This window comes from Pseudomonas sp. GL-RE-29 (genome assembly GCF_019947275.1).
GTDB classification, from domain to species: Bacteria; Pseudomonadota; Gammaproteobacteria; order Pseudomonadales; family Pseudomonadaceae; genus Aquipseudomonas; species Aquipseudomonas fluorescens_A.
This window is the reverse complement of the sequence record NZ_JAGYGD010000041.1, coordinates 37,977-54,726: the sequence shown is the minus strand read 5'-3', so window position 1 is coordinate 54,726 and position 16,750 is coordinate 37,977. Positions and strand designations below refer to the sequence as shown.

Genomic DNA, 16,750 nt, shown 5'->3' with positions numbered 1-16,750 from the left:
AGTAATGCATCTCCACAACCAAGCGAATGGCTTCTGCTTTTTCCTCTGACGTGACAACCCGATAACCCATGATGCTTCCTTAGATCGACGCTCCTACATCATGGTCTAAAAAAATTCGACCGCAACACGGCAGCTCCTACAGGGAAATGCATATCCCAATGTAGGAGCTGCCGCAGGCTGCGATCTTTTGTTCTTGTCATGTCTGGAGAAAACCCCATGACCAGCAAAAGCAAAACCCTCCCCGCCCTCGTGGCATTACCTGCACCGCGTCGCCTGAACAACGCCTGGCGCCTACGCCTCAAGGGCTTGGCGCTTCCACTGTTGATCATCGTCGTACTGGAATTCGTCGTACGCATCGGTTGGCTGCCGTCCTACCAGATGCCCGCCCCCAGCGAAATTGCCCTGACCCTGCGCGACCTCGCCGAAGGCGCATTGTGGAAGCACATCAGCGCCAGTCTGTTGCGCGTATTGCTGGGCTTCGCCATCGGCGCCAGTCTGGCCCTGGTGTTCGCCGCGTGGGTCGGTTTGAGCCGTGAGGCCGAAGCCTGGCTGGAGCCGACATTCGCCGGCCTGCGCTCGATTCCGAGCCTGGCCTGGGTGCCGCTGTTGTTGCTGTGGCTGGGCATCGACGAGACCTCGAAAATCGTCCTGATCGCCATCGGCGCCTTCTTCCCGGTGTACCTCAATGGCGTCGCGGCGATTCGCGACATCGACCGCAAACTGGTGGAGGTTGGACAGATGTACGGTTTCAGTCGCCGTCGCCTGGTCCGGCGGATTCTGCTGCCCGCCGCCCTGCCCGGCCTGTTCACCGGATTACGCAGCGGCATGAGCCTGGCCTGGATGTTTCTGGTGGCTGCCGAGCTGATCGCCGCAACTAAAGGCCTGGGTTATCTGCTCAGTGACGGTCGCGAAACCTCGCGCCCGGACATCGTGCTGGCGGCAATCCTCGTACTGGCGCTGCTGGGCAAATTCAGCGACGGCATTCTCGCCAGCCTGGAGAAACGCTTCCTGGCCTGGCGCGACACCTTCAACGGCCAAAACGCGGGAGATTGAGCCATGACCGAACACCTGCTGGACATCCACGTCGAGCGCAAAACCTTTGCCGCGACAACGGTCCTCCACAACGTCCACTTACAGTTGCAGCCTCAGGAAACCGTCAGCCTGCTCGGTCCCAGCGGCTGCGGCAAAAGCACCTTGCTGCGGATCGTCGCCGGGCTGGAAAAAGATTTCCAGGGTGAACTGCGCAGCAACGCCGGTGAAGTCGCTTTCGTGTTCCAGGAACCGCGCCTGATGCCGTGGCTGACGGTCGAGCAAAACATCGGTTTCAGTGCCGACAACCACTACGACAAGGCCTGGGTCGCGCAGTTGATCGAGGAAGTCGGCCTCGGCGGTTTCGCCCAGGCGTTGCCCAAGGCGCTATCCGGCGGCATGGCGCAACGGGTGGCCATCGCCCGCGGCCTCTACTCCCGACCGCAAGTGTTGCTGCTCGACGAACCGTTCAGTGCGGTAGACGCGTTCACCCGCATGAAACTGCAAGACCTGCTGCTGCAACTGGCCGAACGTCACGCCATTGCCCTGCTGTTGGTGACTCACGATGTCGACGAAGCGCTGTACCTCAGCGATCGCGTGCTTGTGATGGACAATCGCCCGAGCAGCATTCGTCAGGAACTGGCAGTGCAGCTGGCACACCCGCGTGATAGACGCGACCCGTTGCTGGCGCAGCTCAAGGCGTTGTCGTTGACCGAATTGCAGCGGGCGCATGTGATTTGAGCTGACAGGCTCAAGGTCATCCGCTAATTCCGAACACCGCCACAATCCGTAGGAGCCTGGCTTGCCAGCGATAGCGCCCGCAAGATCGCCATCGCCGGCAAGCCGGGCTCCTACAGGGTTAGCGTGAGACCCTGGATTTGGAACACCACCACAATCCGTAGGAGCCTGGCTTGCCAGCGATAGCGCCCGCAAGATCGCCATCGCCGGCAAGCCAGGCTCCTACAGGGTTAGCGTGAGACCCTGGATTTGGAACACCGCTACAATCCGTAGGAGCCTGGCTTGCCAGCGATGGCGCCCGCAAGATCGCCATCGCTGGCAAGCAGGGCTCCTACAGAAGCATCTATGCTGAACACTCCAAACCGGAGGAATCAGTCGATGTGCGGAAGACTGTCGCAGTATCGAGGCATCCATGATTTCGTCGCGGTGCTGAGCATTCCCGATGCGTTGATCAACCATGTCGGGGATGAACCGTTGGCACGCTATAACGCCGCGCCCACCACGCAACTCGCGTTGCTGCATCTTGAAAGCGACGGCCTGCACGCCGACTCGCAACGCTGGGGCTGGCGGCCGCATTGGGCGAAGGATCGCGCGGCGCCGATCAACGCGCGGGTCGAGAAAGTCGCCCACGGCCCGTTCTTCCGTGCGATCTGGCCACATCGCGCGATCTGCCCGGTCGACAACTGGTTCGAGTGGGTCGATGCCGGAGACTCGACACGGCAACCCTGGCTGATCCGGCGCCGTGACCGCGGTCCGATTTTCTGTGCGGCGATTGGGCAGTTTCCTGTGGGCAGTGCAGCCCCTCGTGACGATGACGGCTTTGTCATCATCACCGCCGACAGCGCAGGCGGGATGCTCGATATTCATGATCGCCGCCCAGTGGTGTTTTCGGCAGAACTGGCGCGGGAATGGCTGGACCCGGCCACCCCCAAGGAGCGTGCCGAGCAGATGGTGCTTTTGCAGGGTGAAAGCAGTGATGTGTTCCAGTGGCACAAGGTCGACAAAGCGGTTGGCAACACCAGAAACCAGTGGGCGGGATTGGTTGAAGAAATTGTCTGAACCTGTCACTAACCACAGCAATACAGGCATAAATAAGACTTAATTAAAGTCGAAGCCCTTAGAAACGTTACATAGGCTGTCTAACTCAATTAACACTTATATAAATGATGAATGTTGCGAGCTAACCGCTTGTCAGACAATCCGGCGATCGTGCATACATTTGCAACAACTGCCGCTAGGATGCGCGCCGCATTTCCAATCGCAATACCCAGTTGACCATAGAGTCAATGATTAAGGAAATCCTGAAAACAAGCCTTGCAGAGAAACTAAATTGCGCGACGATTTTACAATTGATCAAGTCGTGAGTCTGACGTGCGTTTATCTTTCGTCGACAGAACACTTGCCACTGGACTGTTATATCGGGCACTACATAAAGACCCGAAACCTGAGTTCAGTCCCCAACATCGACAACATCCTGAGTTCTACCCTTGAAGGCTATCCAGGCAAACCGCCAGTGATGGTCAACGAACTGAACGCCTGGATCGACAAAACCCTGGGTTATCGGGCTGCTCATCCTGATTTCTCATTTGTCGACGCCTGACAGGTACACACCCCCCCTGTAGGAGCTGCCGCAGGCTGCGATCTTTTGATCTTGATCTTAAAAAACAAAATCAAAAGATCGCAGCCTGCGGCAAGGCCTATAGGGGCATTGTTTGCGGTTCAAGGCTTCAGCGGTCGGTCTTGATCGATCTCCGACAGCTCCCGGCTGTAGTCATGCTTCCACGTTTTCTCCGCACGCTTTTGCGCTTCAATTTCTTCTTCCGTCGGTTCATCCATGTCTTCATCCGGGTCCGGATGCTTTTGTTCAGTTGCCATGTTCACCTCTCTTCCTGAAGGGATCGGTCATCGGTTTTAAGCGTAGAACAATTTCCCGAGCCCGGCTCAAAGCCACCATCGCAGCAAAAAGAAAAACCCCATGCTCAACAACATGCTGAGCAAGGTATTGCGGGTGTAAAGCACGAGGCCCACGGCCACCAGCGAACTGAGCAGGTACGGGTTGTCCCATTGCAAATTCAGCTGTTTGTCCGGCATGAATACAATCGGCCCGCAAATCGCGGTGAGCATGCCTGGCACCGCGAAACCGAGGAACTGCCGGGCGTTGCTGCTCAGGCGCACCGGCAGGCGCGGCTCCAGAAACACGTAGCGATTGAGGAAAACCAGCGCCCCCATGCCGAAAATCACCGCCCAGACCATCATGTACGCGCTCCCTGGAATTTGTTGCAGATAAAGCCAGCGGTCATCCCCGCCAGCCCCGACAGCACCAGCGCCGAGCCCCACTGCCAGTAGCTGAGCAGGACCGAGCAGAACAACGACACCGCGACGCAGACCACGGTCGGCACATTGCGCACCACCGGGGTGATCAGGGCGATGAAGGTGGCGGCGATGGAGAAATCCAGGCCCAGGTGTTCGAGGCCGGGAATGCTGCTGCCCAGCACGATGCCGGCCAGGGTGAAGAGATTCCAGGCGATGTAAAACGTCAGGCCGACGCCCAGGGCATACCAGCGGTTGAACTGCTGTTTGTCATGTTGACTGGTCAACGCGAACAGCTCATCGGTGAGCAAAAAGCCCAGGCCCACCCGCCAGCGACCCGGCAACGGAGAAATCACCGAACGCAGGCTCATGCCGTAGAGCAAATGCTGGGAGGTCAGCAGCAACGTGGTCAGCAGGATCGAAAAAATTCCCGCCCCGCCCTTGAGCATGCCGATGGCCACCAGTTGCGCGGCACCGGCAAACACGATGCTCGACAAACCCTGGCCTTGCAGGGGCGTGAGATTGGCTTCGATGGCCATGGACCCGGCCAGCAAACCCCAGGGCGCCGTCGCCAGGGACAACGGCATGATCGCCGCGGCTCCGCGCAGAAAAGCGCTGCGCGGCATATGTGAATTGGACATAACGCTCTACAACCAGGGAAAGACCACAGACTGTGCCAGCAGTCGCGGTGAATTTCTTGAACAATCTTGCGCATTGGCTAACCGGGCGTGATTGATGACCTCCAGCCCGCGTACCATGAGGTCATTCGCCTGACGCGTCCGGGAGTCGACATGCTCTATCGAATCGCCGCCGACGGGCTGGTGCTGTTTCACCTGGCGTTCATCCTGTTCGTGTTGTTCGGCGGGTTGCTGGTGCTCAAATGGCGCGCCCTGATTGGGTGGCACTTGCCCGCTGCCGCATGGGGTGTGGCAGTTGAATTTTTCCATCTGCCCTGCCCGCTGACCCACTGGGAAAACCTCATGCGCCACGCCGCCGGGCAAACCGGCTACGGCGGCGGCTTCATCGACCATTACCTGTGGCCGATCATTTACCCGGCCGGGCTGACACCGACCATTCAGCTAGGCTTGGCCGGTGTGGTGCTGGCGGTCAACGTGTTGGTTTATCTTCGGGTGATTCGGCAACGCACCGCATAAAAGATCGCAGCCTTCGGCAGCTCCTACACTCGATCAATGCAGGAGCTGCCGCAGGCTGCGATCTTTTGATCTTCACCCCCCGCCCGAGGATTGAACATGCTGTCGATGGAAGATCTGGCATTGCTCGAAGCCATCCGTGAAACCGGCAGCCTGTCGCGGGCCGCCGCTCACCTTGGCAAGGCACCCTCCACCGTGTCGTACGCCGCGCGACAACTGGAGGAGCGCTTCGACGCCTTGTTGTTCGACCGCCGCCGCTATCGATTGAAGCTCACCCCGGCAGGCGAGTTGCTGGTCAATGAAGCGGCGCGGCTGATGCAGGACGTCTCGCGCCTGACTCAAAGGGTGCAGCAAGTGGCCAGTGGTTGGGAGAGTCGGTTATGGATCGTCACTGATGAACTGCTGGAATTCGAAAGCTTTATCCCGGTGATTGAGGAATTCGATGCGCTGGGGTCCGGCGTGCCGTTGCGCATCACTCAGGAAGTGCTCAAAGGAGTCTGGGACGCCCTGCGTGATGGCCGCGCGGACCTGGTGATCGGCGCCACCAACGAACCGCCGGCGATCCCCTCCTTGCGCTGGATGCAACTGGGGGAAATGCAGTGGGTGTTCGCCGTCTCGCCCAAGCATCCGCTGGCCCGGGTCAAGGAGCCGATTTCCAGGGCGACAGTGACGCAGCACCGGGCGATCGTCGTGGCCGACTCGTCGAAAACCACCGAAGGCCGAACCTACGGCGTCTCCGGTGGGCAACCGGTGCTGGCCGTGCCGACGATGCGCGCAAAAATTCTCGCCCAGTGCCACGGGCTGGGCGTGGGCTGGCTGCCGAGGCATCGGGTCGGGTCGTTATTGAAAAACGGCGCGCTGATTGAAAAGCAGATGGCCGACCCGCGCGAGCCGAACATCATTTACGCCGGTTGGCGCGGCGATCATGACGGCCGAGCGCTGGGCTGGTGGCTGGAAAAACTCAAGCAATCGTACCTGTCCACCCGGCTGGTCGAGGGCATCGATCAGTTTGTTTGAACTCCCGCACTCAATTGGCAATGACGCTCATGTTCCGGCCACTGGCCTTGGCCACGTATAACGCCTTGTCGGCGGCACCAATCAAATCCTCGATCCGCGCTTGCGACGCCGGATCGTATCCGCAGACGCCCACACTCACCGTCACCACGGCTTCGGGGCTTTTACTGTGCGCAAGGCCTTCCGTCTGCACCGCCCGACGAATTTTTTCCGCCACCAGAAAAGCCCCGACGTAGTCCGTACCGGGTAGCACCACGGCAAACTCTTCGCCACCAAAGCGGGATGCCAGGTCACCGGGGCGCTGAATATTCCTGGTAATGATTGCGCTGATGTTGCGCAAACACTCATCACCGGCCAGGTGACCGTAGAAATCGTTGAACGCCTTGAAATGGTCGACATCGATCATCAGCAGCGCCAGGCCAGTCATGTTGCGGCGCGAGCGCCCCATTTCCGCGTGGATGAACAGGTCGAACTGGCGCCGGTTGGCCAACCCGGTGAGCGCGTCCTCCAGCGCCAGCAATTCCAGATTGCGATTGAGCTCAAGCAGCTTTTCCTGGGAGTCGAGCAACTCGCCCTGGACACGATTCTGCTGCTTCATCAACTTGATCAGGCGATAGCCAAGCACACCCAAAAAGCCCAGCAGCAACGCGACGATAGCGGCACTGAGCAATGACTGCTTGCGCCAACCGACCAGCACCTCGTCCTTGTTGAGAGCGGCAAAAGAGATCAACGGATAACCCTCGACCCGCCGATAACCCACCACGCGCTCGACTCCATCAATGACGGACCGGATCGTGGCCGTTCCCGCACTGGCGTTGGGCAGTAATTGGGTGAACAACGGACTGTTCGCCAGGCTGACCCCGATGTCCGCCTCATTGAATGGGCGACGCACAATGATGCTGCCATCGTCGGCAATCAGGTTGATCACGCCGTTATGGCCCATGTCGATGCTGTCGTAGAGTTGCAGGAAGTGGCTGAGATAAATCGTTGCAAGCGCCACGCCGGCGAAACTGCCGTCCGGATGATTGATCCGGCGCGACACGGTCATGATCCACTCGCCACTGGAACGACTTTTGATCGACGGCCCAATGTGTGGCCCGCGGTCGGGGTGATCGCGGTGGAAAATGAAATACTCGCGGTCGGAATTGTTGGCAACGCCCACTTCGGCGCCGTTGGAGTTGGCGATCCACTGCCCGGTTTCGTCATAAATGAACAAGCCATGGATCTGGCTCAGCTCATTGCGCTGCGCGCTGAGCAAGCGCTGAAGGCGATGCAGCCTGTCCTGATTCATACCGTCGTTTTCGAGGCGATCGACCAAGGCAAACAGCAGCGTATCTGCTTGCTTGATCGATGCTTGCGCTTGCGAGGCCAACGTCTGCGCAAGGTTGGACATCGCCACTTCCTTGTCACGCAGATGGTACTGGCGCGAACTCCAGGCTTCCCAGATCACCATCGCCGTCATCGACAAGCACACCGCGACCATGAGGGTCACGACCGAGCGCACCTTGAGCCGGGCAATGCCCGACCGGTTGCTTTCGATACGCTCGTAAATGGACGGGTTGCCCATGCTTCGCTCCTTGAACTCGTGTGAAAGGTTCCGGCGGCTACCGCGATGCCAGCTTCACGGTTTCAATCCAGGCCGGGTCCAATCGTGTCTGTTCAGTGTCCATGCCCAGCGCCTCCATCCGCGCCCGGTGTTGCTCCATTTCCCGGCTCAATTGGCCGTGATCGCTGGAATTACCATCCAGTTGATGCATTTGGTTCAACCCCAGATGATAGAACCGTAGCAGCTTCATGGCGGTCGGATCGCCCGCCTCAACCCCAGTGGTGACGTGGTGCATGACGTTGGTGATGCTCATCAGGCTGCGCTTGAGTTGCCAACTGTAGACCGCCGGGGCCATCCAGTCCTGGGTCCAGAACAGCTTGCGCATCAGCGCCGCCATCAGCAGCACCGCCGCAAACACACCACCAATGTTGAACCTTAGATTGTCCCCGCCAGGCTCGCCGAATATCGCCACCGCCGCGGTGGACAACGCCATCGCCAGGGCCAGGAAGATCAACGCGATAATCACCGTGCTGCGTCGCGTCTGTTGCCGATAGGTGTCGGCGTTCATCGGCTGGATTTCGAACATGACGTCGGGATTCCTTGGCTTCAATGAAAAAAAAGGCTCGCCGGTTAAAAAGAGCGCGGAGCATTATCGCCTCTGAGCGGGATTTAGCTATGCTGGGGTCCCTTTTCATCTTTTCATCGTCAATCGGGGACATGGCGAGACCGCGTATTTAGTGCCATCTTCTTTCATGGATGCACACTATTCGGATGCCATTCGTTGTTTCTGTAGGAATGACATCGTTTTAAGGATCATTGAATGACCCAACGACAAGTAATCAACGCTTCGGTCAGCCCGAAAGGCAGCCTGGAAACACTCTCCCAACGGGAAGTCCAGCAACTGAGTGCAGCCGGATCCGGTAGCACCTACGACATCTTCCGCCAATGCGCCCTGGCCATCCTCAATACCGGCGCCCACGTCGATAACGCCAAGACCATCCTCGAAGCCTACAAGGACTTCGAAATCCGCATTCACCAACAAGACCGTGGCGTACGCCTGGAACTGCTGAACGCCCCGGCCGACGCCTTCGTCGACGGCGAAATGATCGCCAGCACCCGCGAAATGCTGTTCAGCGCCCTGCGCGACATCGTCTACACCGAAAACGAACTCGACAGTCAACGTATTGACTTGAGTACCTCCCAAGGCATCAGCGACTACGTCTTCCACCTGCTGCGCAACGCTCGCACCCTGCGCCCCGGCGTCGAGCCGAAAATCGTAGTGTGCTGGGGCGGCCACTCGATCAACACCGAAGAATACAAATACACCAAGAAAGTCGGCCACGAACTGGGCCTGCGCAGCCTCGACGTCTGCACCGGTTGCGGCCCCGGCGTGATGAAAGGCCCGATGAAAGGCGCCACCATCGCCCACGCCAAGCAACGCATCCACGGTGGCCGTTACCTCGGTTTGACCGAACCCGGGATCATCGCCGCCGAGGCGCCGAACCCGATCGTCAACGAACTGGTGATCCTGCCGGACATCGAGAAACGCCTGGAAGCCTTCGTCCGCGTCGGTCACGGCATCATCATCTTCCCGGGCGGCGCCGGTACGGCCGAAGAGTTCCTGTACCTGCTCGGTATCCTGATGCACCCGGACAACGCCGGCCTGCCCTTCCCGGTCATCCTCACCGGGCCGAAACATGCCGCGCCGTACCTGGAGCAGCTTGACGCGTTCGTCGGCGCCACCCTCGGCGACGAAGCCAAGAAGCATTATGAAATCATCATCGACGACCCGGCCCAGGTCGCGCGGCAGATGACCCAGGGCCTCAAAGCGGTCAAGCAGTTCCGCCGCGAGCGCAATGACGCGTTCCACTTCAACTGGCTGCTGAAAATCGACGAAGGCTTCCAGCGCCCCTTCGACCCGACCCACGAAAACATGGCCAACCTGAAACTGAGCCGCGACCTGCCGGCCCACGAACTGGCCGCCAACCTGCGCCGCGCGTTCTCCGGCATCGTCGCCGGCAACGTCAAGGACAAGGGCATCCGCCTGATCGAACAACACGGGCCATACCAGATCCGTGGCGATGCGGCGGTAATGCAGCCGCTGGATCAACTGCTCAAGGCATTTGTTGCGCAACACCGGATGAAGTTGCCGGGTGGTGCGGCGTATGTGCCGTGTTATCGAGTGGTTGCGTAAACAATCTAATGTAAACCGTCACACTGCGAGCCGAAGCCATTGCTTCGGCTCGCTGCTTTCAGGGACAGGAAAATCAACATGCGCCAACGCAATGCCGCCAGACTGCTGGTCATCAATCCCGACCATCAGGTCCTGCTGTTTCGTTTCCAGCACAAAAATGACGCTCTTTGCGGCCAAAACTACTGGGCGACGCCCGGTGGCGGCCTGGAGAGCGGTGAAACCTTCGAAGCCGCGGCAATACGGGAACTGTTTGAAGAAACCGGCCTGCAGGTTGACGCGGTCGGCGCCAGTGTTGCGCAGCGGCGCTTTTCGATGATGCTGCCCAGTGGTGAGACGGTGTTGGCGGTGGAGCACTACTTTGTCGTGCGCGCTGAACGCGAGCAATTGACGCGCGATGGCTGGACAGTTGAAGAAGCGCGGGTGATGACTGAGCACAAATGGTGGTCGGTTGCCGAACTGGAACAAACCACGGAGACGGTGTGGCCACAGAGTTTGATCGAGATGCTGGGGAAGGCGTGACGGATTGGAGCCGATACCGCGATCTGTAGGAGCCGGCTTGCTGGCGAAGGCGTCCTTTAATATTGCGCTGGTTTTACGGGCGCCATCGCTGGCAAGCCAGCTCCCACAATAGATCGGGTAAGGCCGCTATCGCTGGCAAGCCAGCTCGTACAAAATGTATGGTCGGCCGCAAGGCTGGCAAAGACAAAAACAAGAGGATCGACCGATGGACCACGTCAACCACATCCTGATCGTCGATGACGACCGCGAGATTCGCGAACTGGTCGGTAATTACCTGAAGAAAAACGGCCTGCGCACCACCGTGGTCGCCGACGGCCGGCAGATGCGCAGCTTCCTCGATGCCAACCAGGTCGACCTGATCGTGCTCGACATCATGCTCCCCGGCGATGACGGCCTGGTCCTGTGCCGTGAACTGCGCTCGGGCAAGCACAAAGCCACGCCGATCCTGATGCTCACTGCGCGCAATGACGAAACCGACCGCATCCTCGGGCTGGAAATGGGCGCCGACGACTACCTGACCAAACCCTTCGCCGCCCGCGAACTGCTGGCGCGGATCAATGCCGTATTGCGCCGTACGCGAATGTTGCCACCGAATCTGTTGATCACAGAGAGCGGCCGCATGCTCGGTTTCGGTCGCTGGCGCCTGGACACCACCGCCCGTCATCTGCTTGACGAAGACGACACCCTGGTGGCACTCAGTGGCGCTGAATACCGGCTGCTGCGGGTATTCCTCGATCACCCGCAACGGGTGCTGAGCCGCGACCAGTTGCTCAACCTGACCCAGGGTCGCGACGCCGACCTGTTCGACCGCTCCATCGACTTGCTGGTCAGTCGCCTGCGCCAACGGCTGAAGGACGACTCACGGGAATCGACCTACATCAAAACCGTGCGCAGCGAGGGCTACGTGTTCTCCTACCCGGTGGAAATGCTCGACGCGCAAAGTTGATCGCGATTTTTTCTGAGGTTTTGTATCCGTTTGTATAGAAACCCGGTCTGGATACGCAGAAGCCGATTTCGGACCGTTCGAGCACACATCAGCGATACACCCCGGCGTTTAACTGTGACCACCAGATAGCAACCGCTACTGACCGCACATCACTTAAGCGCACGGAGAATTACCCATGTTCAACTTCTCGAAAGTTTCGTCCCTGGCACTCGGTCTGGCATTGATTGGCGGTCTCGGCTTGTCGAACCTGGCCTCAGCCAACACGGCGAGCGCTGCGTCCAACAGCACGAACGCGGCCTTGCTGGCAGAAGGTGGTTCGGACCGTTTGCAACAAAATCGCGTGGCCGAGGGTGGTTCCGATCGCCTGATCCAGAACCGCGTTGCCGAAGGTGGTTCCGATCGCCTGATCGACAACCGTGTCGCCGAAGGTGGTTCCGATCGCCTGATCCAGAACCGCGTTGCCGAAGGTGGCGCCGATCGTCTGCAGGAACTGCGTGAACGCGTTGCCTCGATCCCGAGCAACGCCGTGCGCGGTGGAGTGATCGTCGCCGAAAACCGCGCCGAATTCGGCTCGAAATATCAGCGTTACTGATCACGGCCTGCAAAACAGCAAAGAACCTGTGGGAGCGGGCTTGCCCGCGATGACGGACTGCCAGGCGACATCATCGTCGACTGTCAGGTCCCCATCGCGGGCAAGCCCGCTCCCACAGTTTTTGTTTTGCAAGGATCACTGTTCTCGATAACGACTATGCCTACAGGTGTTTTTTCATCACGACGCTCCAGCTCTACAGTGGCCACATCTTCTCCCCACGCTCTGGAGCAACATCATGAAAAGCATCATCGGTATCGGCTTCGCCCTTTCAGTCCTTGGCGCCACTTCCGCCATCGCCGCCCCACACGCCACTGCACCCGTCGTTGCAGCGGCCAACGTCAGCCAACCGGCCACACTGAACGTGAACACCGTCAGCGTTGACCACAAAGACAGCCAGGCAAGCAAACTCTACGTCGCGGAAAACCGCCCTGAGTTCGGTTCCAAATATCAGCGCTATTGATCAACGGCCTTGAGCTGCTTGAAACAAGAAACCCCGCCAACGTGCGGGGTTTCTTCATTTCTAATGTGGCGAGCGAGCTTGCTCGCGCTTGAGTGCGTAGCGCTCACAAAATCCTGGGGCCGCTGCGCAGCCCAGCGCGAGCAAGCTCGCTCGCCACAGGGTGATTCCAACAGCTATTACGGTGTGGCTAATCGTGCGGCCAAGAAACCCCGCCAACGTGCGGGGTTTCTTCATTTCAAATGTGGCGAGCGAGCTTGCTCGCGCTTGAGTGCGTAGCGCTCACAAAAATTCTGGGGCCGCTGCGCAGCCCAGCGCGAGCAAGCTCGCTCGCCACAGGGTTATTCCAACAGCTATTACGGTGTGGCTAATCGTGCGGCCAAGAAACCCCGCCAAAGTGCGGGGTTTCTTCATTTCAAATGTGGCGAGCGAGCTTGCTCGCGCTTGAGTGCGTAGCGCTCACAAAATCCTGGGGTCGCTGCGCAGCCCAGCGCGAGCAAGCTCGCTCACCACAGGGTGATTCCAACAGCTATTACGGTGTGGCTAATCGTGCGGCCAAGAAACCCCGCCAAAGTGCGGGGTTTCTTCATTTCTAATGTGGCGAGCGAGCTTGCTCGCGCTTGAGTGCGTAGCGCTCACAAAATCCTGGGGCCGCTGCTCAGCCCAGCGCGAGCAAGCTCGCTCGCCACAGGGTGATTCCAACAGCTATTACGGTGTGGCTAATCGTGCGGCCAAGAAACCCCGCCAACGTGCGGGGTTTCTTCATTTCTAATGTGGCGAGCGAGCTTGCTCGCGCTTGAGTGCGTAGCGCTCACAAAATCCTGGGGCCGCTGCGCAGCCCAGCGCGAGCAGGCTCGCTCGCCACAGGGTTATTCCAACAGGGTTCGGGGTGTGGCCAATCGGGCGGCCAGGGCTTTGGCCTGGCTGGCGACGTCGGTGACGGCCGTGCTTTCCCACCACATCCCGCGTAACGGCGGGCCCATGGCGAACAGGCGACTGGCCGGATGGCCATCGGCATCCAGCACCGCGCCATCGACCTGCGCCGCAATCCCCAGCGCCAGATGTCCCGGTTTGATCAATCCGCGCGCCAGCAATTGCTGTGGCAACGGTCGCGCCACTCGTCGCCAGTCATATTCGATGCCGCTGGAGTTGATCAACGCTGCGCCACTGACGACAACCGTTTCAGCCTCACCCCGCCGACGAATACAAATACTCACGCCACCGCCCGCAGCAGGCTCCAGCCCTTTGAACGACGCCGCCTGAATCCGCAACCGCCCTTCTCCGTGCAAGCGTTCCACCAGTTCGGCGCTCAATGGCGGCGAGCGGTGATGATGGCTTTCCCACCATGGCCGTACATGCCTGACAAACTGACGGCGTTGCACGTCGGTGGCCTGATTCCACAAACGGCCGATATGCGCCCGCACCGTGTCCAGCGGCGCCTGCCAATCAATCCCTTGGGCAATGGCATCGCGACAATGTCGGCGCAATTCGCGCACCAGCTGGCGTGGCGTGCGGATACTGTGATCCTCCGCCAGGAAATCCACCCAGGCCGGAGGCTGGCGCCGCACATGGGGCAACAAGCCGTGACGGGAAAACACCTCGATCGGCCCGCGATGCCCGGCCTGCTCCAGCGACACCACCGCATCGACCATGGTCAGGCCCGAGCCGATGATCAGCACCGTCGACTGCGGATCGAGCTGCTGCATGGCCGCTACGTCCCAAGGATCGAGCGCCGCTGCGTTCAAGCCGCTGGATTCGGTTTGCGGTGTGCGCGCGGCGGGGAACATACCCGTTGCGAGCACGGCAAAAGAGCCTTGAAGATGCTGGCCGTCGCTCAAGGTCAAGTGCACCGACTGCGCATCGGTTTGCAGATCCACGACCTCGGCCCGCACATGCTCGACCGTCGAACCATTCAACGCCCCCAACGCTTGCGCCTCGGCCAGACGTTGCTGCACGTACAGGCCGAAAATCCCCCGTGGCGGGAACAGTTCACTGACCGGCACATGCTGTTCATCCGACTTCGGCCAGCCACCGGCGGCGATGAAGTCAGTCAGCCACTGGGTCAAGTCGTCGGCGTTGTCCGGGTCGACGCTCATACGCGCCGCGTTGCCGTTGAGCGTATGGCCCAGTTCCACGGCGCTGTACGCCTCGCCGCGCCCCAGTTCGGCGCGCGGTTCGATCACCAGCACCTGGCGCTTGCCCGGCAGGCGCAACAACTGCGCCGCCAGCATCGCGCCGCTGAGGCCGCCGCCGATGACCAGGATGTCCGCGTGACGGATGGCGTCGGTCGTCTGTCCGCTTTGGGTTTCACTCATGCCGTTCTCACTGATCAGTGTTTACCTAGATAGAAGTCATGCAGATCGCCACAGGCCAGCAGCTCGCTGGCGCTGCCGGACAACACCACCCGGCCGGTGTCGAGGACGCAGGCCGTGGAGGCGTACTTGATCGTCACTGTTGATGGGCCAACAGTCAGATCACCACGTTACGCACGAACCGCACCGCCACCGGCCCATCGTTGCGATAGGAGTGCGGCTGGTTGCTGGCGAACATGAAGAACTCACCGGCGCTGATGGTGTGCGGTACATCGCCGACCATCAGGGTCAGGCAGCCTTCGAAGACGTAGAACTGCTCGCTCCAGCCATCGGCGTCCGGCTCTGAAGGGTAATGCTCGCCTGGTTCGAGGCGCCATTCCCAGAGTTCGACTTCGCGGGTGGCGTTGGCCTTGGCCAGCAGTACGGCCTTACTGCCGGGAATCGTGCCGGCCCAGGCCAGCTCGTTGATGCGGCTATGGTCGCGCACATCGGGAGCCTGGATCAGGTCGCTGAATGCCACGTCCAGCGCTTCGGCGACACGGTCGAGGGTGGTCAAGCTGACGTTCTTTTCGCCGGCCTCGATGGCTACCAGCATCCGCCGGCTGACACCGGACTTTTCCGCCAACGCGGTCTGGCTCATATCCGCGGCATGGCGCAAACGGCGAATGTTCTGGCTGACGTGCTGGAGGACCGAAGCCCGTGGCGAGGAATCTTTGTGCACTATATTGCTCACTTGGTGGTGCTGCGCAGTATACTGCCCAACTTCCGGCGCATTGTGCGTCCCCCTCAAATAGTGTGCAAGATCATGACGTCGGCGAACTCCTCCCAGGCTTCTTCCCGTTTCCTGCGGCTCAGCAAGGCCGAGTGCGTGCTGGTGCTGATCACCATGGTGTGGGGCGGGACCTTTTTGCTGGTCCAGCATGCGATGACCGTCAGCGGCCCGATGTTTTTCGTCGGCCTGCGTTTTGCCGCCGCCGCGATCATCGTCGCCCTGTTCTCATGGCGCAGCTTGCGGGAACTGACCTTGTTCGAACTCAAGGCCGGCGCCTTTATCGGCGTGGCGATCATGCTCGGTTACGGCTTGCAGACGGTGGGTTTGCAGAGCATTCCCAGCAGCCAGTCGGCGTTCATCACCGCGTTGTACGTACCCTTCGTGCCGTTGCTGCAATGGCTGGTGCTGGGGCGTCGTCCGGGGCTGATGCCGAGCATCGGGATCATGCTCGCCTTTACCGGGTTGATGCTGCTGTCGGGGCCTTCCGGCGCGGCATTGAATTTCAGCCCAGGTGAAATCGCCACGTTGATCAGCGCCATCGCCATTGCTGCAGAGATCATTCTGATCAGCAACTTCGCCGGTCAAGTCGATGTGAAGCGGGTGACCGTGGTGCAATTGGCGGTGACTTCGGTTTTGTCGTTCCTGATGGTAGTGCCGACCCAGGAACATATTCCGGACTTCTCCTGGTTGCTGTTGTGCAGCGCGCTGGGGTTGGGCGCGGCCAGTGCGGCGATCCAGGTGGCGATGAACTGGGCGCAGAAAAGTGTTTCACCGACCCGGGCAACCTTGATTTATGCCGGTGAGCCGGTGTGGGCCGGGATTGTCGGGCGAATCGCCGGGGAGCGTTTGCCAGCGATTGCGTTGCTAGGGGCCGGGTTGATTGTGGCGGCGGTGATTGTCAGTGAGTTGAAGACCAAGGGTAAGGCTGTCTCGGCGGCGGAAGATCTGGAGCGGGAAACCCAGGGTTAAGGCTTGGCATCAGCAGTGATTTAAAAATCGCTATCGCGGGCAAGCCCGCTCCCACAGGGTTTGGATGTGTACATGAGTTTTGTGTACAACACGAATCCTGTGGGAGCGGGCTTGCCCGCGATGGGGGCGGGACTGACGGAATCCATATCCCTGAAACAATGTGAAGCAAGACTTTTCCGTCTACCGTGTAGGATTCTGCGA

At 59.9% G+C, this 16,750-nt stretch carries 19 protein-coding genes and 1 pseudogene; 12 read left to right on the top strand and 8 right to left on the bottom strand.

Annotated elements, in window-relative coordinates:
* Positions 1-216: 216 nt before the first annotated feature.
* The 4 genes from KGB21_RS25845 to KGB21_RS25830 all read left to right on the top strand — a co-directional run bounded on the left by KGB21_RS25845 (position 217) and on the right by KGB21_RS25830 (position 3,367).
* Positions 217-1,053 (top strand): ABC transporter permease, encoded by an 837-nt coding sequence (locus KGB21_RS25845; protein ID WP_223507128.1) that lies wholly within the window; start codon positions 217-219, stop codon positions 1,051-1,053.
* Positions 1,054-1,056: 3 nt separating this feature from the next.
* Complete coding sequence (locus KGB21_RS25840; protein WP_223507127.1) at positions 1,057-1,770, top strand: ABC transporter ATP-binding protein; 714 nt, start codon at positions 1,057-1,059, stop codon at positions 1,768-1,770.
* A gap of 375 nt (positions 1,771-2,145) precedes the next feature.
* Complete coding sequence (locus tag KGB21_RS25835) at positions 2,146-2,826, top strand: SOS response-associated peptidase family protein (RefSeq protein ID WP_223507126.1); 681 nt, start codon at positions 2,146-2,148, stop codon at positions 2,824-2,826.
* A gap of 271 nt (positions 2,827-3,097) precedes the next feature.
* On the top strand, positions 3,098-3,367 hold the full coding sequence (locus tag KGB21_RS25830) for a hypothetical protein (protein ID WP_034150705.1): 270 nt from the start codon (positions 3,098-3,100) through the stop codon (positions 3,365-3,367).
* A gap of 119 nt (positions 3,368-3,486) precedes the next feature.
* Here KGB21_RS25830 and KGB21_RS25825 read toward each other — a convergent pair whose 3' ends face one another.
* The 3 genes from KGB21_RS25825 to KGB21_RS25815 all read right to left on the bottom strand — a co-directional run bounded on the left by KGB21_RS25825 (position 3,487) and on the right by KGB21_RS25815 (position 4,718).
* Positions 3,487-3,642, bottom strand: coding sequence for a hypothetical protein (locus KGB21_RS25825; RefSeq protein WP_223507125.1), 156 nt, complete (start codon positions 3,640-3,642; stop codon positions 3,487-3,489).
* 66 nt (positions 3,643-3,708) lie between these two features.
* Positions 3,709-4,020, bottom strand: coding sequence for an AzlD domain-containing protein (locus tag KGB21_RS25820; RefSeq protein WP_172668705.1), 312 nt, complete (start codon positions 4,018-4,020; stop codon positions 3,709-3,711).
* Positions 4,020-4,718 carry an AzlC family ABC transporter permease gene (locus KGB21_RS25815; protein ID WP_223507124.1) on the bottom strand — a complete coding sequence of 233 codons (699 nt, stop codon included), beginning with the start codon at positions 4,716-4,718 and terminating at the stop codon, positions 4,020-4,022. The genes KGB21_RS25820 and KGB21_RS25815 overlap by 1 nt, the downstream gene beginning before the upstream one ends.
* A gap of 150 nt (positions 4,719-4,868) precedes the next feature.
* On the opposite strand from KGB21_RS25815, the gene KGB21_RS25810 reads away from it, so the two are divergent.
* Together KGB21_RS25810 and KGB21_RS25805 are read left to right on the top strand one after the other, a co-directional pair.
* A complete protein-coding gene (locus KGB21_RS25810; RefSeq protein WP_223507123.1) occupies positions 4,869-5,231 on the top strand; it encodes a DUF2784 domain-containing protein in 363 nt (120 codons plus the stop codon).
* A gap of 96 nt (positions 5,232-5,327) precedes the next feature.
* On the top strand, positions 5,328-6,245 hold the full coding sequence (locus KGB21_RS25805) for a LysR family transcriptional regulator (RefSeq protein WP_223507122.1): 918 nt from the start codon (positions 5,328-5,330) through the stop codon (positions 6,243-6,245).
* A 10-nt stretch (positions 6,246-6,255) separates the two neighbouring features.
* On the opposite strand, the gene KGB21_RS25800 is transcribed toward KGB21_RS25805, so the two are convergent.
* Positions 6,256-7,809 (bottom strand): sensor domain-containing diguanylate cyclase, encoded by a 1,554-nt coding sequence (locus KGB21_RS25800; RefSeq protein WP_223507121.1) that lies wholly within the window; start codon positions 7,807-7,809, stop codon positions 6,256-6,258.
* Between the two features lie 37 nt (positions 7,810-7,846).
* The gene (locus KGB21_RS25795) at positions 7,847-8,374 is read right to left on the bottom strand and encodes a DUF3087 domain-containing protein (RefSeq protein ID WP_223507120.1); all 528 of its coding nucleotides are present in this window, start codon (positions 8,372-8,374) and stop codon (positions 7,847-7,849) included.
* 234 nt (positions 8,375-8,608) lie between these two features.
* Here KGB21_RS25795 and ppnN point away from each other — a divergent pair, with 234 nt between their 5' ends.
* From ppnN to KGB21_RS25770, 5 genes are all read left to right on the top strand, one after another.
* On the top strand, positions 8,609-9,982 hold the full coding sequence (ppnN, locus tag KGB21_RS25790) for a nucleotide 5'-monophosphate nucleosidase PpnN (protein ID WP_223507119.1): 1,374 nt from the start codon (positions 8,609-8,611) through the stop codon (positions 9,980-9,982).
* 78 nt (positions 9,983-10,060) lie between these two features.
* Positions 10,061-10,501 (top strand): NUDIX hydrolase, encoded by a 441-nt coding sequence (locus KGB21_RS25785; RefSeq protein WP_034150698.1) that lies wholly within the window; start codon positions 10,061-10,063, stop codon positions 10,499-10,501.
* Positions 10,502-10,706: 205 nt separating this feature from the next.
* Entirely contained in the window at positions 10,707-11,447 is a 741-nt protein-coding gene (locus KGB21_RS25780) for a response regulator (protein WP_223507118.1), read from the top strand.
* A gap of 175 nt (positions 11,448-11,622) precedes the next feature.
* Positions 11,623-12,039 carry a hypothetical protein gene (locus KGB21_RS25775; protein WP_223507117.1) on the top strand — a complete coding sequence of 139 codons (417 nt, stop codon included), beginning with the start codon at positions 11,623-11,625 and terminating at the stop codon, positions 12,037-12,039.
* A 235-nt stretch (positions 12,040-12,274) separates the two neighbouring features.
* Complete coding sequence (locus tag KGB21_RS25770; RefSeq protein ID WP_034150695.1) at positions 12,275-12,499, top strand: hypothetical protein; 225 nt, start codon at positions 12,275-12,277, stop codon at positions 12,497-12,499.
* Positions 12,500-13,365: 866 nt separating this feature from the next.
* On the opposite strand, the gene KGB21_RS25765 is transcribed toward KGB21_RS25770, so the two are convergent.
* The 3 genes and pseudogenes from KGB21_RS25765 to KGB21_RS25755 all read right to left on the bottom strand — a co-directional run bounded on the left by KGB21_RS25765 (position 13,366) and on the right by KGB21_RS25755 (position 15,529).
* The gene (locus KGB21_RS25765; RefSeq protein ID WP_223507116.1) at positions 13,366-14,811 is read right to left on the bottom strand and encodes an FAD/NAD(P)-binding protein; all 1,446 of its coding nucleotides are present in this window, start codon (positions 14,809-14,811) and stop codon (positions 13,366-13,368) included.
* Positions 14,812-14,825: 14 nt separating this feature from the next.
* Positions 14,826-14,948, bottom strand: a pseudogene (locus KGB21_RS25760) (ABC transporter ATP-binding protein); the annotation flags it as partial.
* A gap of 17 nt (positions 14,949-14,965) precedes the next feature.
* Positions 14,966-15,529 carry a helix-turn-helix domain-containing protein gene (locus KGB21_RS25755; protein WP_223507115.1) on the bottom strand — a complete coding sequence of 188 codons (564 nt, stop codon included), beginning with the start codon at positions 15,527-15,529 and terminating at the stop codon, positions 14,966-14,968.
* Here KGB21_RS25755 and KGB21_RS25750 point away from each other — a divergent pair.
* Positions 15,524-16,549, top strand: coding sequence for a DMT family transporter (locus KGB21_RS25750; RefSeq protein ID WP_223507114.1), 1,026 nt, complete (start codon positions 15,524-15,526; stop codon positions 16,547-16,549). The genes KGB21_RS25755 and KGB21_RS25750 overlap by 6 nt on opposite strands.
* Positions 16,550-16,750 lie beyond the last annotated feature (201 nt).

Bases quoted from the DNA above. Each gene is read 5' to 3' on its own strand.
- KGB21_RS25845 (WP_223507128.1), top strand. From the start codon at position 217: ATGACCAGCAAAAGCAAAACCCTCCCCGCCCTCGTGGCATTACCTGCA.
- KGB21_RS25840 (WP_223507127.1), top strand. From the start codon at position 1,057: ATGACCGAACACCTGCTGGACATCCACGTCGAGCGCAAAACCTTTGCC.
- KGB21_RS25835 (WP_223507126.1), top strand. From the start codon at position 2,146: ATGTGCGGAAGACTGTCGCAGTATCGAGGCATCCATGATTTCGTCGCG.
- KGB21_RS25825 (WP_223507125.1), bottom strand. From the start codon at position 3,642: ATGGCAACTGAACAAAAGCATCCGGACCCGGATGAAGACATGGATGAA.
- KGB21_RS25820 (WP_172668705.1), bottom strand. From the start codon at position 4,020: ATGGTCTGGGCGGTGATTTTCGGCATGGGGGCGCTGGTTTTCCTCAAT.
- KGB21_RS25815 (WP_223507124.1), bottom strand. From the start codon at position 4,718: ATGTCCAATTCACATATGCCGCGCAGCGCTTTTCTGCGCGGAGCCGCG.
- KGB21_RS25810 (WP_223507123.1), top strand. From the start codon at position 4,869: ATGCTCTATCGAATCGCCGCCGACGGGCTGGTGCTGTTTCACCTGGCG.
- KGB21_RS25805 (WP_223507122.1), top strand. From the start codon at position 5,328: ATGCTGTCGATGGAAGATCTGGCATTGCTCGAAGCCATCCGTGAAACC.
- KGB21_RS25800 (WP_223507121.1), bottom strand. From the start codon at position 7,809: ATGGGCAACCCGTCCATTTACGAGCGTATCGAAAGCAACCGGTCGGGC.
- KGB21_RS25795 (WP_223507120.1), bottom strand. From the start codon at position 8,374: ATGTTCGAAATCCAGCCGATGAACGCCGACACCTATCGGCAACAGACG.
- ppnN (WP_223507119.1), top strand. From the start codon at position 8,609: ATGACCCAACGACAAGTAATCAACGCTTCGGTCAGCCCGAAAGGCAGC.
- KGB21_RS25785 (WP_034150698.1), top strand. From the start codon at position 10,061: ATGCGCCAACGCAATGCCGCCAGACTGCTGGTCATCAATCCCGACCAT.
- KGB21_RS25780 (WP_223507118.1), top strand. From the start codon at position 10,707: ATGGACCACGTCAACCACATCCTGATCGTCGATGACGACCGCGAGATT.
- KGB21_RS25775 (WP_223507117.1), top strand. From the start codon at position 11,623: ATGTTCAACTTCTCGAAAGTTTCGTCCCTGGCACTCGGTCTGGCATTG.
- KGB21_RS25770 (WP_034150695.1), top strand. From the start codon at position 12,275: ATGAAAAGCATCATCGGTATCGGCTTCGCCCTTTCAGTCCTTGGCGCC.
- KGB21_RS25765 (WP_223507116.1), bottom strand. From the start codon at position 14,811: ATGAGTGAAACCCAAAGCGGACAGACGACCGACGCCATCCGTCACGCG.